This is a genomic window from Corynebacterium sp. SCR221107 (assembly GCF_027886475.1).
Taxonomy (GTDB): domain Bacteria; phylum Actinomycetota; class Actinomycetes; order Mycobacteriales; family Mycobacteriaceae; genus Corynebacterium.
Genome location: NZ_CP115670.1, coordinates 2,955,594 through 2,971,467, shown reverse-complemented (window position 1 = coordinate 2,971,467; position 15,874 = coordinate 2,955,594). Strand labels below are relative to the sequence as shown.

Genomic DNA, 15,874 nt, shown 5'->3' with positions numbered 1-15,874 from the left:
CACTTTGCTAACGATGATGCGGTGTCCTGGTTCCATCGATGCCTGCGGAATATCGCTGTAGGGAGGTTTTCGAATTGGTGGGAGTTCGTGTCGCAGGGGTTGTCTACGATTGGGGTAAGTTCGCAAATCCAAGGTGGAGGCTTTGTCATGAGTGTGGCGAATGCGTTGACATTTCAACGTCAAGCAGAGGAGTCGCCGGCGTGGGCGCTGTTACGTTCTCCTCTGGCACCCGTCATTGCTGGTGTCCTGTCCAGCATATTTTCCACCGACCGGCGTCAAATCGCGGGTTCCATCGTGATCGAAGAGTTGGATGAACTTCTCATTGACCTGCGCGAGGTAGGATTCGACCTCCCACGTAGTGCTGGTGGCTACATCACCGACTGGGTTAAAGCTGGGTATTTGATCAGGAGAAGTCCTCGCGGGGAGCGGGAGGAATACTATGAACTTTCCCGCGAGGCGATTGACGCGCTTGACTATGTAAAACGACTGTCTGCTCCCAGAAAGTCGGCTACCCGCTCGCGCCTTGCAACTGTCATCGACCAACTCGATAGCCTTGCTATCGAGACAGACTCAGATGAAGCCAAGGTTCTCGCAAGGCTCGAAGAGGAAAAGCAGGAACTCGAACGGCGTATCGCAGCGGTGCGGGAGCGTGGCGTTGATGTTGTCTCGCACGAAGACGCGGTCGAGTACGTGGAAAATATTCTCAGCCTCGTTGCCGACATACCGGGAGATTTCGCCCGGGTTCGTCAAGCGACGGAGGAGCTTGACCAAACCCTCCGTGAGCAGCTTGTACGTAACGAGGTTTCAGCGAGAGAAGTCTTGGAAAATGTATTTCGAGGCGTGGATCTAATCCAAGACTCCGACGAAGGGAAAAGCTTTAACGGCTTCTATGAACTGTTGTTCGACCGAGAACAATCGGCGCAGTTGGAGCAAACACTTGATGACATCCTCGGCCGACCCTTCATAGAGCGGCTTTCGGAGGCAGAGCAAGCACGGTTACGCTGGGTGATGCGTGACCTCGAGGGCCATGCCGAGGAGGTTCACACAGCATTACTGCAGCTTTCGCGTTCCCTTCGCAGGTTCGTTCAGTCGAGGGAGGTTGAAGCTCAACAGGAGCTGGCTAAGCGCATCACGAGCGCGCAATCGTTAGCCCTGAGGGTTGGTGCCAAGATCAATCCGAGTACCAAGTTGGCCACCGAGATCGAGCTGACTGGGCGACAGTTCTCCTCCATTTCTACCTGGCAGTTGAAAGACCCGGCTGAGTCGCGCATCGAGGAAGACATGGTTATTGCGGAACAAGGAAGCTATAGCCTTGAGGAACTGCGCAGACGGGTGCGGGAGTCGGAGATCGATTGGGAGGAACTGCGCGAGAATCTTCGTCTTTCTCTAGAAAAGCGCGGTGCGGCAACGGTCTCGGATGTCTTGGAGGATTATCCAGCTACCCAAGGGTTGGCAAGCATCGTGGGGCTGATTTCTCTAGCTATTGAAGGTGCGCAGCGGGTTACGGGCACCGATCGGGTGCGGTGGATCAATACCGAGGGGCAGGCTCGGGCAGCACAGATTCCGCTCTTTGTCTTTGGAAGTGAGGTAGAAAATGGCAACTGAGGCGATGGAAGCGAACACCCAGCTCCATGAGAATGACAATGGGACTATGACGGCAGCCCAGCGCCGTGCGTTCGGAGAGCTGCTGAAGGGCCCTTTTGTGTCGATCGACCGCACTCCGGAAGTATTCAAGACAATTTCGGTTCACCGTGAGTTATTCGCTTCTCACTTAGACAACCTCTTCCTGACGCTCGTTGTCGACGATGCAGCAGGCATCGCTTACGCGAAGTCCTGGGAAGAAGACGCGACAGAATCTCGCACCCTGATGCGCAAGAAGGCCCTCAGCTTTGCCGAGAGCGTACTCTTGCTCAGTCTCCGGCACGAATTGATGCGCGAATCTCCCAGCGAGCGTGTCGTAGTGTCCAGAGACGAAATCTTTGAAGGTTGTCTACCATTTCTCAGCTCCCTCGGCACCGATAAAACAGCCGCATGGAAGAAGCTCGATGCCGCATGGAACAAGCTTAAGGACGTTTCAATCGTTCGAGCAACACCGGTTGACGGTCGCTTTGACGTGTCGCCAGTTCTAAGGCTCATCTTCTCCGCCGAGGAGATTGCCCAACTCGAGGCTAATTATAGGCAGCTACTGGAGGAAAACAATGGTTGAGGTTATCCACCCCGGGCAGTTTCGGCTCGCCGAGATACAGCTCTATAACTGGGGCACCTTTGGAGGCTTGCACACCATTGAGGTGGGCCGGAAAGGATTCCTGGTAACGGGTAGTTCCGGCTCTGGAAAATCCACGCTCATCGACGCGGTGTCAGCGCTCATAGTTCCAGCGTCGAAGGTACATTACAACGCAGCGGCTCAAGAGGGTGGTACTCGTTCCGGTCGAAACCTCGTTACTTACTGCCGTGGAGCTTGGCGCCGTGAGCACTCGGATGAGTATAACGAGCTAAAGCAGTCTTTCCTGCGCAACGGGGCAACCTGGACTGGCGTCAACCTCGTTTATTTCGATGGTGCACAGTACCTAAGCGCTATTCGGCTCATGCACCTAGGTGCAAGCTGCATGAGCCCAACAGAGATTACCTCAATCTTTCTCATTTTTCGTCGACGCGCGGATCTCACTGAATTCAATGATCTGGCCAAGGATGGACTTGACCTGCGTAAAGCCAAGCGCGATTTTTCCGACGCTGTTAGCCTGCACCGCAGCCATGGTCAGTTTATTTCCGCTTTCCGACGCGAAGTTGGCATCGCCGATCAGGCGGCACTGTCCCTGCTTCATCGGGCACAATCCGCCAAGTCCCTCGGTGACCTGAACCAACTCATGCGCGATTTCATGCTTCCGGAGCCGGAGACCTTGGGCATGGCTAGCAAAGCAGTAGAACAGTTCGACGAGCTTAACGCTGCCTACCAAGCGGTGGATACGGCGAGAAGGCAGGTGGAGATACTAGCGCCGGTCAAGGAAGCCGAGCAGTGGTTAGTGGAGCTAGAGGCGGAAGAAAGCGCCACGCGCGAGGATCAAAAGAACCTTCGCGCGTTTGCCAATGAGTTTGAACTGGCCCAAGCGCAGGAAACAAAACGCGTGAAGGAAGCGATGCTGAAGGAGATTCAGGCGCAGCTTGACGTATTGGATGGCGAATTTGCGGAGGTCAGCAAACGCCTCGATCAGGTCCAGCTGGCTATCGCAGGCCGAGAGGGCACGGTCTTACTCGATGCTCGCAATGAGTTGGAAAAGGCCGAACAAAAAAGGGAATTTGTGGCCAAGCAAGCCCAGGATCTAGGAAAAGCACTCAAGGCGCTTGGCGCAGTGCTTCCCGAAGACGCGGAGTCTTTTGTTGAGGTGCAACTACAGCTGCAGGACCTACTATCCGAATTAGAGCAAAAGAAGGCGCAGCATTCCCTGAGACGAAAGGCTCTCTACGATAACCTCTACCGGGCTGAGCAATCGTGCGACCGGCTCGTCGCCGACATCACTTCGTTGGAAAAGCACCGATCTGCCATGGATCCATCGCTGCTTACAGCTAGAGAGCGTATCTGTTCGCTGACTGGCATTGAGACCAAAGCCCTCCCCTTCGTCGCCGATCTAATCAAGGTGCGCGATTCTGAGAAGCGTTGGCAGCCCGCAGCTGAGCGAGTCATGGGTGGTTTTGCGCGCACCCTGCTTGTCGCTGACGAATATTACGAGCAAGTCAGTGACGCTATCAATGTCACCAATCTCGGTGCGAAGCTGATGTACGTGCGGCTTAGCGCAGCAGATGAGAACCAAGCCCCGAAGAAATTTGAGCCGGGAACACTCGGGACGAAAATCGATGTGGAGGATGGTCGTTTCTTTAGCTGGATTCAAACTCAGCTACAGTCCCGCTTCGACTATGGCTGCGTGGAAACTACCTTCGACATGCGGAAAGCACGTCGCGCCGTGACCCTTAACGGGCAGGTCAAACACGATCATTCCCGCCATGAAAAGGATGACCGGCGGCTAATCGATGATCGCTCACGATGGGTCTTAAGCGGCAATACCGAGGAGAAGTTTGACGAATTAAGACGCCAACTCCGGGCGGCTAAACGGGAAGTGGACAAGTCCAACGCGGATCTGGTGGCCTTCGAAACTCAGGTAGACGTCGAGAATAGGCGTGCGGGCTTCGCACAGAAGGTGTTAGACGTGCGGGATTTTGCGGATGTGGACATTAATGGCGCAACCCTAAGGGTTCAAGAATCCGCTGCAAACGTCGAACGTCTTGAAAAGGGCGATACCAAGTTACAACAGTGGCGTGCAGAACGGGTTACCCTTAGCGCGCTTTGGAAGAAGATCTATGACAACCGTGGCGCAACTGCTGGCCGATACGGGCAGGTCGAGACCGAGCGAAATCAGGCGGCAAGTATATGTGAGAATCTGAGCGAAGAGGTGGCTCAGCATGGTGAGATCTCCCCCGCCAGCCGAGCTCGGCTGGATGCCGCGTTTCATGCTCGGAAGCGCTCGGTGCGGGCCGATAACCTGAGGGAAATTGAACGCCTGACAGCCCAGAGTTTTGAAATCCGCCTAGATAAGATCAAAAACCGCCGCGACAAGATCAACGCCAAGGTCTTGCAGTCGATGAATGAATTCCTCAATCTGTGGCCGGAACGGCGGGGCGATTTACAACCCGACCTAGGGTTTCGGGGAGACTTCCTCAAGCTGCTTGAGCATCTGGAGGGAGATGACCTACCAAAGTTCGTTACGCATTTTCGTGAGTTGCTCAGGAAGCAAACTTCACAGAACCTTAATCACCTCCTCCTGCAGATCCAGCGTGCTGCCTCGGACGTCAGGAGAAAGATTGAGGAGGAGATCAACCCACCGCTCATGGTCGCGGAGTTTGACCGCGGAACGCACCTGCAGATTGAGGTTCGGGAAGATCAGCCCGCTGCCGCCCGAGAATTGGTAACAAGACTCAGGGCGGTCGTTGACGGTGTTCTCAATGACGAGGACAGCCTAGCGGACGAACAAAGGTTTCTCACGCTCAAGGAAGTAATCGGCATGCTACAGGCATCCGACTCCAACCCAGATCGTATCGTCAAACTTCGCCTTGACACTCGGATGCACGTTTCCTTCCTCGGAGTAGAGATCTCTGAGGACGGCAACAGGGGCGCCGTCTACGACTCCTCGCAGGGGCTTTCCGGCGGGCAAGCACAGAAGCTGGTTTTCTTCTGTCTTGCTGCCGCGCTGCGTTATCAGCTGACGGGTGCGGGGCTCGGATCGGAGAAGACGAAGCGATGCACCACAGCAGAGGGCGTGTCCAGATTCGGTACCGTGATCCTCGACGAGGCTTTCGATCGCGCGGATACCACGTTTACTCGCAAGGCCATGGACGTGTTCACGGAGTTCGGGTTTCATATGGTGCTGGCTACGCCAGAAAAGATGCTTCAAACAATTGAGCACTACATTGACGGCATGGTTATCGTGTCTTGTGAGGACCGGATGCATTCGACTGTGACACCAATCGGGATTGAAGATGTTAAGAAGCGTTGAAGAAGCCCGCGCCAAGGCCGCAATTTCTTACAGCAGAAACCTTCGTTCTTGGGTCTTCGGCGACCCGGTCAACATAAGCATCCCGCTCGGCAACCCTACTAAGAAACAGGTCAACGAGGACCCCGAAGAGGTCTTGGAATGGCGAAAACAGTGGAGCAATTTCTCAGGGCCTGGCCACATTGAGTGGGTAAGCAAACGCCTAGGAAACTACGGATCCACCGAGATTCCTACTCACCTCAAACTATCGAGTCGGGAGGAGGTGGCGCGATTTGTTGGTGTTGCAAATGAGCTTGCGCGAATCCTCGCGGTGTACGAGACCCTACGCCCACTCGGCGATAGCGCGTTGCAGCCTACCTTTGGACACTGGCGTAGTTACGATGCGAAGGAAGCCCAGCTCGTCTTGGAGGCCTGTTTGTGGATCAAAGACAACGACCTCTCGCGCTTCTACGTCCGTGAGCTTCCCATTCGGGGAGTACACAGCAAGTGGGTGGAAAACCACCGCGTGGTATTGCAGGCAGCGTGCAGCGAACTCAACTTCAAGACCCCAGTAAATCTCTGTGAGCACCGCTACCAAGGCTTCCTCGGGGCGCTGCCCCTCGCCAAAATCGAGCTGCCCCAAACATGTCGCCACGTGCTGTTTATTGAGAACCGGACCACTTTTCTTGCCTTGCCCGACCTTCCCGGAATGGCGTTCGTCAACGGCGGAGGTTTCGCTGCCAGTCGTTTGGCTGCGGCAAGCTGGTTGAAGGATAGGAACGTTTTCTATTGGGGAGATATGGACGTCCACGGATTTCAGATCCTTGACAATTTCCGCAAAGTTCGTCCGGGTACCAGATCTGTCCTGATGGATATGGAAACAGTTCGTGCTTTCGAAGATATGGCGGTTACCGACCAAGAGAACATATTCACCTACACTAGGCTCAGCGACAAAGAACGCGAGGCAGTTTATTACCTGCGCGAAAAGAATTTTCGCATCGAGCAAGAGCGGATTTTGCTGGATTACGCCGTAGGCAGGATTTCAAAAGAGATTCAGGATACTGAAATGCAGGTGGCCCTGCCGACAGTCAGCCAACTCGATGAGTAGGAAATGAGAGTGCGGGGTAGCGTCATAGCAGGGGGTGCCTGGCCAGCGAACCTGAAGTTCGGAGCTTCTTGATTGGGCGGGCTGTGACTTCTGTGAGAAAAGCCTTGTCCCAGTGACTGCTAAACCACACGGATGAGGCCCGGTTTCGGCTGCGGTTTCCTCCCCGGGCTCCTACGATGGGCATCATGAGCAAGGTTTTGATTTTCGGTAGCGGCGTGATCGGCATGTCGTTCGCGCGGCGTTTCATGGAGGCAGGCTGGGACGTCAATGTCTTCGACGTCAACGCCACGCTCAAGGATGAGGTAGAAGACATGGGGGCGAGGTTTTTCACGGAACTAGAACCGGCCGCCCGCGGTGTGGACTTCGTGCAGGAATCGGGCCCGGAGTCGTTGGAGTTCAAGCAGGATGCGTTCCGGAAGTTTGCGCAGCTCACGGGTGAGGATACGATCCTGGCGTCGTCGACGTCGGCAATTCTTCCGTCGCTGATTGCCAAGGATAATCCGGCAGCCGACCGCATTATCGTGGGGCATCCTTTCGCCCCGCCGAATCTGATGCCGGTGCTGGAGGTGGTTCCCGGTGAAAAGACCAGCGAGGACACCATGGGGCGGGCGTTGCAGATATATGAGGACCTCGGCTTCGAACCCACCCGTCTCAACAAGGAGATCTTAGGTTTTGTGGGAAATCGCATCCAGAAGGTGATCCTGTGGGAGGGTATTTCCCTGGTGCAGCAGGGCGTGATCAGCGCGGTGGATTTCGACACCCTGATCAAGAACTCCCTGGGCTTGCGCTATGCCGTGATCGGCCCGTTTGAGGCGAACCGTTTGGGCGGCGGCCCGAAGGGAATCTCGTCCATCTTCGGCCACATTGCGGGAGCGTGGGACAAATCGATGCCCGCAGGCACCCCGGATATCGAGCATCTGGAAGAGCTGTTTGCACAGGTCGACGAGGCCTACGGCAACGATGAGGAGTCCTATGAGCGGCTTTGCCAGCTGCGCGATAGGAAGCTGCGCGCGGTGGTGGAGGCCCGAAAAGACCCCGGTGACAGCTAGTTTTTTACGCTTGCCGACGCCCACAGTCCGCAGGCACCGTAGCGGTTTCCCGTTTTTAGGGGTTTAACCCCAAAGATCACAGCACCTTCTTGCGTAACAAGGTGCTGTGATCTTTGGGGAAGGTGAGGGAGTCTAGGTCCAGGCCACGTAGGTGACGTGCTGGTATTCCTCGATACCCTCGGTGCCACCCTCGCGGCCGAAGCTGGACTGCTTGATGCCGCCGAAGGGGGCGGCTGGTTCGGAAATGGCGCCGCGGTTGATGCCCACCATGCCCGCCTGAAGGTGGGTGGCGAAGTACTGCGCGGTGTGCACGTTCTCCGTGAACGCATAGGCCGCCAGGCCGAACTCGGTATCGTTCGCAGCCGCGACCGCCTCCTCGTTGGTGGCGAAGGTGGTCACCGTGGCCACGGGTCCGAAGATCTCCTTGTGCAGGATGTCGGCGGAGGCGGGCACGTCCACCAAGACGGTGGCCGGGTAGAAGTAGCCCGGCCCTTCAGGCACGGCGCCGCCGGTGGTGGCGGTGGCGCCCTGCGCGAGCGCCTCGTCCACCAGGGCGGCGATGTTATCGCGTTGCTTGGCGGTGATGATCGGCCCCAAGGTGGTGCCGTCATCGAGGCCGTGGCTGGTGGTGAATCCGGCCATCTTCTCGGTCAGGCGCGCGGTGAACTCCTCGGCGATCGACTCGTGGACGAGGAATCGGTTCGCCGCGATGCAGGCCTCGCCACCGTTGCGCATCTTCGCCTGCAGGGCGCAGGTGAGCACGACATCGAGGTCGGCGTCGGCAGCGACCACGAAGGGGGCGTTGCCGCCCAGCTCCATCGAGGTGCGCTGCAGGTTATCGGCGGACTGGCGCACGAGCAGCTTGCCCACACCCGTCGAGCCGGTAAAGGTCACCTTCTTCACGCGCGGGTCGGCCATGAGGCTGGCGGAGAAATCCGCCGCCTGGGTGGTGGGGATGATGGACACGATGCCGTCCGGGGCGCCGAGGCGCTGGGCAACCTCGGCGATCACCTCGCCGAGCAGCAACAGGGTCAACGGCGTTTCCGCGGCCGGCTTGACCAGCACCGGACACCCGGCGGCCAGGGCCGGTGCGATCTTGCGGGTGGCCATGGCCAGCGGGAAGTTCCACGGGGTAATAGCCACCACCGTGCCCACCGGCTTGCGGGTGACCAGGATGGTGCCGTTGCCATTCGGCGCCGACGCCAGGCGCCCGTGTGAGCGCACAGCTTCTTCCGCGAACCAGCGGAAATACTCCGCGCCGTAGGAGACCTCGCCCAAGGCCTCGGCATAGGGCTTGCCCATCTCGCAGGTCATGGCCACGGCGAAGTCCTCGGCGCGCCGGGTGACCTCCTCAAAGATGGCTCGCAGCAGCTCCGAGCGCACGCGCGGTGCGGTGTTTTCCCACTCGGGGCGGGCGGCTTCGGCACGCTCCAGGGCGGCCATCCAATCGGCCTCGGCGGCATCCGCGACGTCGGCGATAACCTCTTCGGTTGCGGGGTCGATAACCGGGAAGGTCGCCCCTGTGCTCGAATGGGTGGCGGTGGTGCCGATCCAGATGCCGGTGGGCACGCTGGTGGTGCGGGTGCCGGAACCGATGTGTGCGCCTGCGGGGACGGAGGTGGGGTTAGTCATCAGGTTGTGGCCTTTCTGATGGGGACTTCTTAGGCGTTGGCGCGGATGGCGTCGGCAAGCACGCGCAGGCCTTCGCGCAAGGTGGCCTCGGCGATGACCAGCGGCGGCAGCAGGCGGATGACGTTGTAGTCCATGCCGCAGGTGAGGATGAGCACGCCTTGTTCCTTGCACGCAGCGGCAGCGGCGGCGGTGAGCGCGGCGTTGGGGCGGCCGTCCTCGTCGACGAACTCGAGTGCCATCATGGCGCCGTGGCCGCGCACCTCGGCGACCTGCGGCAGCTCGAGTAGCGGCTCGAGTTCTTCGCGGATAATCGCCTCGATCTCGAGCGCGCGGCCGGGCAGGTCGAGCTCCTCCATCTGGCCGATGGCGGCCATGGCTGCGGCGCAGGCGACCGGGTTGCCGCCGTAGGTGCCGCCCAGGCCACCGACGACCGGGGCGTCCATGATCTCGGCGCGGCCGGTGACGGCCGACAGTGGGATGCCGCCGGCGATGCCCTTGGCGGTGGTGATCAGGTCCGGGACGACGCCCTCATAGTCCACGGCGAACCACTTGCCGGAGCGGGCGAAGCCGGCCTGGATCTCGTCGGCGACGAACACGACATTGTTCTCCTTGCACCATGCGGCGATCGCGGGCAGGAAGCCTGCGGCCGGGACGATGAAGCCGCCCTCGCCCTGGATCGGCTCGATGACCACGCAGGCAAGGTTTTCCGCGCCGACTTCCTTTTCGATCATGTGGATGGCGCGGGCCGCCGCCTCGGGGCCCGACAGGCCGTCGCGCAGCGGGTAGGACATCGGCGCGCGGTAGACGTCGGAAGCAAAGGGGCCGAAGCCGGTCTTGTACGGGGTGTACTTCGCGGTCATGGCCATAGTCAGGTTGGTGCGGCCGTGGTAGGAGTTGTCGAAGACGACGACCGCGCCCTTCTTGGTGTAGGCGCGGGCGATCTTCACCGCGTTTTCCACGGCCTCGGCGCCGGAGTTGAGCAGCACGGTCTTCTTTGCGTGATCGCCCGGGGTGACCTCGTTGAGCTTTTCGGCAGCGGCGACGTAGGACTCATAGGGCGAGACCATGAAGCAGGTGTGGGTGAAGTGCGAGACCGCGTCCTGCACCGCTGCCACGACGGCCGGGTTGGAGGCGCCGACCGAGGTCACGGCGATGCCGGAGGCGAAGTCGATGTAGGAGTTGCCCTCCGCGTCCACGAGCACGCCCCCGTCGGCGTCGACGACGTAACCCGGCAGGCCTGGGGTCACCGCGCGCGGCACGGCGGCCACACGGCGGGCGTCGAGGGCGTGATTGGTGCCGTCAGATTCTGCGGCGACGGTGCGGGTTTGGGGCAGGCGGTAGGTGAGGTCTTCCATGATTTTCCCTTGTGCTTGTCATTCGTGCTTGTGGTTGTTGCTTTTATTGCTTGCCGACGGCAAGTAAGCATCATTGTGGTTGCGGCAGGCCTGCATGGCTATGTCCCACTTGGACAAATTTGAGACTCAAGATTATCCAAACTGTATAATCGTGGCTCATGGAACCCGCTTTGGAGAATCAGGAACTACCACTACGCTGGCTACTTTCCCAGCGAACACTCGGCCTAGTTTCTATCATCCAACAGCCAGTCTCCTTCAAGGTTGTCCAGGCCACCGAGTTGCGGGATCCCACCCCCTTCCTCTCCGAGCAGGCGCTCATCTTGTGCGTCGGGCTGGCGTTTGAGGAACAACCCGAGGCGTTTCGCCCCTATGTTGAGGCACTGCAGGCGGCGGGGGTGGTGGCTATTGGCTTTGGCACCGGGCTCATCTTCGGCGAGGTGCCCCGCGTGCTCGTCGAGGCCTGCCAGGAGTTCGGGCTGGGGCTTTTCGAAGTCCCCCACGCCACCGCCTTCATCTCCATCACGCAGGCGGTCAACCGCGAGTTCGCCCAACGGGAAAGCATGCTGCAGCAACTCGTGACCACCCGGCAGCGTAACGCCACCCAGGTCGCCATTGCCGGTGGCGTGGACGCGCTGGTGGAGCTGGCAGCCAGGGACCTCCACGCCGCGGTGGCCATCGTGGACAACGATGACCGCGTCATCGCGCGCACCGACTACGAGGGGCTTGATGCCACCCACGCCCCCGCTGGCAGCCAGCACCACATCCACCACCGCATGCTCAGCTTCGGCGAGCGCTTCCACTCGCTGGTCACCCTGTCCGATCATTCGCTTTCCGCCCATGACCGCCAGTACATCAAGCACGTCGCGGGCCTGGCCGATCTCTTGCTCCAGCGGCCGCTGAGCCTGCGCCGGGCCAGGGCCTCGCTCAACTCGCTGGCCATGTCCGTCCTGCTTGGTTTGGACGCGCAGCCGCAGCACCTCATCCGCGCCTTTTCCCGCATCGCAGATAGCAAGGGCTATGTGCGCCCGGTCGTCATCCACACCAACGTCGATCGGCACATGAGCAGGCTGTTGTCCGTTATTGACTCCGCCCTCTCGAAGGCCGACCGCGAGCTGTGCGCCCTGGTTCTCGACCCGAAGACGACGTTGCTGTTTTTCCGCGGCACGCGCTCGCCCGAGGGGGTGCTCAAGCTGCTGGGCCCGCAGCGCTCGTTTGCCCGGGTGGCCATCGGCACCCCGCAGGCATGGGATTCCGTGGACACCCGGCGGGTGCATTCGCTGGTGACCACGGCGAAGTCGCTGCCCTTGGGGCAGTTTCTCACCCCGGAGGACTCTCCCCTGCAGTGGATCAACAACCCGGAGGTGCGCACCGCGCTCGATCACCGCGCGCAGGAGACCTTCTCCCGGCTCGGCGAGGAGGACAAACGCAGCAACCACGGCCTTGAGCAAACGCTCATCACCTTCCTTCATGCCGGCGGCAACGCGAAGGCCACCGCGGACATCCTGGGAATCCACCGGCACACCGTGCGCACCCGCATCGCGCGCATCGAGGACATCTGCGAGGTCGACCTTTCCGATCCCGTCACCCGCGCGGAGCTGCTCATCGTGGCCGTATCGCGGGATGCGAACTAGCCGGCCTCGGCTATACGGGCCGCAGCGGCGCTGGCTGCCTAGCGCGCAGGAACCGTAGGCGTCGGCAAGCACGGGTGCAGGCAGAGGTGCGGCCGGGTTGGTGCAGGTCCCCCATGTACGGCTAGTCTGTTGTGCAAATGCCTAACTATTGGGTGATAGAAATTGCTTTTTGTGCCAGTTTGGCACGAAGATTGTTAAGCCGGATTTGCGCTGGTTATAGTCACGGAAAAAGCTCAATTGAAGGCTTACCTGCACAAGGACGCACATCACGACGGAGGCCACAGATGTCAGAGATTATGTATGCCGTAACCAATCCCTCTACGGGCGAGGTGGAGGAGACCTTCGAGGTTGCAACGGATGCCCAGGTAGAAGAAAGCATCGCCGCAGCCGACAAGGCCTTCGTCACCTGGTGCATTAGCCCTTTCGAACAGCGCGCACAGCTGCTCGAGGCGGTGGCAGCGGAGCACGAGGCCCGCGCCGAGGAACTCTCCTTGACCATCGTGCGCGAGATGGGCAAGCCCGTCGGCCAGGCCAAGGCCGAGGTGGCGCTGGTTGCCGACATCTACCGTTACTACGCGAAGGTCGGCCCGGACCTGCTGAAAACCCAAGAGCTCGAGACCTCCCTGCCCGGCACCGCCTACCAGGTCAACGAGGGGCTAGGACCCCTGTTTGGCATCATGCCCTGGAACTTCCCGCTCTATCAGGTCGCGCGCTTTGTTGCGCCGAACATTATGAACGGCAACTCCATCCTCCTCAAACACGCACCCCAATGCCCGAAGACTGCCGCGATCCTGCAGGAGATCTTTGACGCCGCCGGTGCGCCCGCGGGCCTGTACACCAACGTCTATGTGACCAATGAGCAGGCGGCCACCATCATCGCCGACGACCGCATCCTCGGCGTGTCCTTCACCGGCTCCGACGCCGCGGGCCGCATCGTCGCCCAGGAGGCTGCCGAGTCCCTGACCAAGGTGGTTCTCGAACTCGGTGGCAATGACGCCTTCCTGTTGGTAGATACCACCGACATGGACACGGTCATCAGCGAGGCCGTGCTGAGCCGAACCGTGAACAACGGCCAGGCCTGCAACGCCAGCAAGCGCTTCGTCGTGCTCGAGGAGTACTACGACGAGTTCCTTGACAAGTTCATTGCCGCCTTCGAGGAGTTGAAGGTCGGCGATCCGCTTGATCCTTCCGTCAACATTGGGCCTTTGTCCTCCCTGGCTGCCGCCAACCGCCTCGAGCAGCAGGTCGAGGCCGCCGTCGCCGAGGGGGCGGTGGTAGCAACCGGCGGCGTGCGCGAGGACAAGCACTCCGCCTTCTTTAAGCCCACGATCCTCACCGGCATCGAGGAATCCATGGAGGTCTTCGACCAGGAGCTATTCGGCCCCGTCGCCATGGTTATCAAGGCAAAGGACATCGACGAGGCCATCGCTATCGCCAATAACTCCTCCTTCGGGCTCGGCGCGGCCGTGTTCTCCGAGGATGAGGCCGTGGCACTGGAGGTTGCGTCGAAGATCCGCAGCGGCATGGTCTTTATCAACGAGGCTGAGGGAACCGCACCCGAGCTGCCCTTCGGCGGCATCAAGCGCTCCGGTTTTGGCCGCGAGCTCGGCGTGCTCGGAATGGGCGAGTTCGTCAACCGACGCATGATTCGAGTCAATAAGTAAGAAAGCGAAAAGGGTCGAGCATTCAACCACGGGACGAGACCCTAGGGCCCCGAGCCTCAAGTCCAGCGCCATTCCCCTCGCATCCACGAAGCGCACGTCACCTTTCTTCTTTGCGAAAGGCAACGTGTGCTTTTCTCATGCCACAAGGCCAAAGCAATAACCCGTGTGCGAACCTCAGCCTCGCAGGGCACGGCAAGCGGCAAACGCGGCCTGGGTTGAGATCCCAGAGCTCAATGACCAGACCGCGTTGGATAGGGAATTAATCGAACTTGCGCGCCATCGGCACCTCGATGACAACAGGTACGTTCTTTGCACGCGACTGTACCAATGCATCTTCTACCGTCTCGCGGATGGATTGGGCGCTTGCGGTAGCTGCAATCTGTACGCCAAGGCAACCGAAGCCGTCGGCAAGCGTGGCGAAGCGTGGATTGCGCAACTGGGTGCCGGATACCCGGTTCGGGAAATGGTTTTCTTGGTGATCCCTGATCGTCCCGAATTCGCCATTGGCAAGGACGATCGTGACAAAAGAAGCCCCACATTGCACCGCTGTTGCCAGCTCCTGGCCATTCATGAGGAACTCTCCGTCGCCGGCGATCGCTACTACGGTGCGCCCAGGGGATTCCAGCGATGCGGCCACCGCGGCGGGAACGCTATAACCCATCGAGCCATTGCGCACGCTCAGTTGCGAGGGGAAACACCGCGTAGGAAGGAAACGCTGCGCCCAAATGCAGTGGTTGCCCGCGCCGAAGCTAAAGACGGCATCCTGTGGCAAGAGATCCTGAAGGGAGCCAAAAACCGCGCGCAACAGCGGGTCGGCGAACTCATCCTGCTCATCGACGTCGGAGCCGACGCTGGCAAACTGTACGAACGCATCGTGCGCCCGCCGGAAACGTTGAATCTTGTGCTCGCTCGGGGCAGACATCGTGACCGTGCTCAGCTCGGTGATAAACTCCGCGGGACTGGCAAGGATCTGCATGTCAAAGGTGGTGGCATTGCCGGTCAACTGGGTATCAAGGCTTACGACGATATGCCGCTTGCTTGTGCCTTGGCGCAGGCGGAAACCGTCGGTGGGCACGTCGCTTAAGTGCGCACCAATCTGGACGATGAGGTCGGCTGATTCCACAAGCTCCACTACCGCATCGTCCCTGCCATACCCAAGCCAACCAGCATTCGCGGGGGAATCGAAGCTCATGCGATCGGCGGCACGCCAGTCGTGGACAACCGGGATGGCATATCTGTGCGCGAGGTCGCTCAGCTGCGCCGAGGCCGCTGCCGACCAGCCTGAGCCGCCGACGAAAAAGAGTGGCTTTTCCGCCTGTGACAGCGCGCTTGTCACCGACTCTAGCTGGGCTGCGGACACAGCACCACACGTTGTCGGAAGCGGCTGGCTTATCACCCCAGCGAATTCCTCATAGAGAATGTCCTCGGGCAATCCGACGATAACCGGGCCGGGGCGCCCGGAGCGCGCAATAAAGAAGGCCTCGGCCACCACCTGGCTGGCGCGGGCAGGATCGTCGAGGACAAAGACCTTCTTTGCCTGGGTGCCAAACCACGCCTTGGGATCAAACTCCTGGAAGGATTCCCGATCGCGGTCGCTGAGCGGAATGAGGCCGATGAAAAGGACCAGCGGTGTGGCATCCTGCCAGGCGGTATGGATTCCAACGAAGGCATTAGCCGCGCCGGGTCCACGCGTTACCATCGCAACCCCTGGCATTCCCGTGAACTTGCCGTGCGCATCTGCCATGTAGGCTGCCCCGCCTTCGTGACGGCACACCACGGTGGAGATATCGAGGTCGTGCAAGCCATCTAAGACGGGCAGGAAGCTTTCCCCAGGGACAAGAAAGACGCGGGGCACACCGTGGGCGCTCAAGGATTGGGCAATTGCGGATCCTACGTGGACGGACATGTTTTTCCTT

Annotated in this window: 10 protein-coding genes; 7 read left to right on the top strand and 3 right to left on the bottom strand. The window is 59.9% G+C overall.

What is annotated here, in order from left to right; all coding sequences use genetic code 11:
- The first annotated feature begins 147 nt into the window (after nucleotides 1-147).
- From PAB09_RS12915 to PAB09_RS12895, 5 genes are all read left to right on the top strand, one after another.
- Complete coding sequence (locus PAB09_RS12915; protein WP_271034033.1) at nucleotides 148-1,605, top strand: DUF3375 domain-containing protein; 1,458 nt, start codon at nucleotides 148-150, stop codon at nucleotides 1,603-1,605.
- Entirely contained in the window at nucleotides 1,595-2,206 is a 612-nt protein-coding gene (locus PAB09_RS12910; protein WP_231494063.1) for a DUF4194 domain-containing protein, read from the top strand. The genes PAB09_RS12915 and PAB09_RS12910 overlap by 11 nt, the downstream gene beginning before the upstream one ends.
- Nucleotides 2,199-5,543: an ATP-binding protein gene (locus tag PAB09_RS12905; RefSeq protein WP_271034032.1), complete on the top strand. Its 3,345-nt coding sequence runs from the start codon at nucleotides 2,199-2,201 to the stop codon at nucleotides 5,541-5,543. Before PAB09_RS12910 ends, PAB09_RS12905 begins: the two co-directional genes overlap by 8 nt.
- Complete coding sequence (locus PAB09_RS12900; RefSeq protein WP_271034031.1) at nucleotides 5,527-6,627, top strand: Wadjet anti-phage system protein JetD domain-containing protein; 1,101 nt, start codon at nucleotides 5,527-5,529, stop codon at nucleotides 6,625-6,627. The genes PAB09_RS12905 and PAB09_RS12900 overlap by 17 nt, the downstream gene beginning before the upstream one ends.
- Before the next feature lie 185 nt (nucleotides 6,628-6,812).
- Nucleotides 6,813-7,676 carry a 3-hydroxyacyl-CoA dehydrogenase NAD-binding domain-containing protein gene (locus PAB09_RS12895; RefSeq protein ID WP_271034030.1) on the top strand — a complete coding sequence of 288 codons (864 nt, stop codon included), beginning with the start codon at nucleotides 6,813-6,815 and terminating at the stop codon, nucleotides 7,674-7,676.
- 132 nt (nucleotides 7,677-7,808) lie between these two features.
- Here PAB09_RS12895 and PAB09_RS12890 read toward each other — a convergent pair whose 3' ends face one another.
- Nucleotides 7,809-9,308 (bottom strand): NAD-dependent succinate-semialdehyde dehydrogenase, encoded by a 1,500-nt coding sequence (locus tag PAB09_RS12890; RefSeq protein WP_271034029.1) that lies wholly within the window; start codon nucleotides 9,306-9,308, stop codon nucleotides 7,809-7,811.
- 29 nt (nucleotides 9,309-9,337) lie between these two features.
- On the bottom strand, nucleotides 9,338-10,663 hold the full coding sequence (gene gabT / locus PAB09_RS12885; protein ID WP_271034028.1) for a 4-aminobutyrate--2-oxoglutarate transaminase: 1,326 nt from the start codon (nucleotides 10,661-10,663) through the stop codon (nucleotides 9,338-9,340).
- A gap of 158 nt (nucleotides 10,664-10,821) precedes the next feature.
- Between gabT and PAB09_RS12880 the strand changes: the two genes are divergently transcribed.
- Complete coding sequence (locus PAB09_RS12880; protein WP_271034027.1) at nucleotides 10,822-12,294, top strand: PucR family transcriptional regulator; 1,473 nt, start codon at nucleotides 10,822-10,824, stop codon at nucleotides 12,292-12,294.
- A 284-nt stretch (nucleotides 12,295-12,578) separates the two neighbouring features.
- Complete coding sequence (locus tag PAB09_RS12875) at nucleotides 12,579-13,958, top strand: aldehyde dehydrogenase family protein (protein ID WP_271034026.1); 1,380 nt, start codon at nucleotides 12,579-12,581, stop codon at nucleotides 13,956-13,958.
- Between the two features lie 259 nt (nucleotides 13,959-14,217).
- Here the strand turns inward: PAB09_RS12875 and PAB09_RS12870 are convergent, their stop codons facing one another.
- Nucleotides 14,218-15,864: a thiamine pyrophosphate-dependent enzyme gene (locus PAB09_RS12870; RefSeq protein ID WP_271034025.1), complete on the bottom strand. Its 1,647-nt coding sequence runs from the start codon at nucleotides 15,862-15,864 to the stop codon at nucleotides 14,218-14,220.
- Nucleotides 15,865-15,874: the final 10 nt, after the last annotated feature.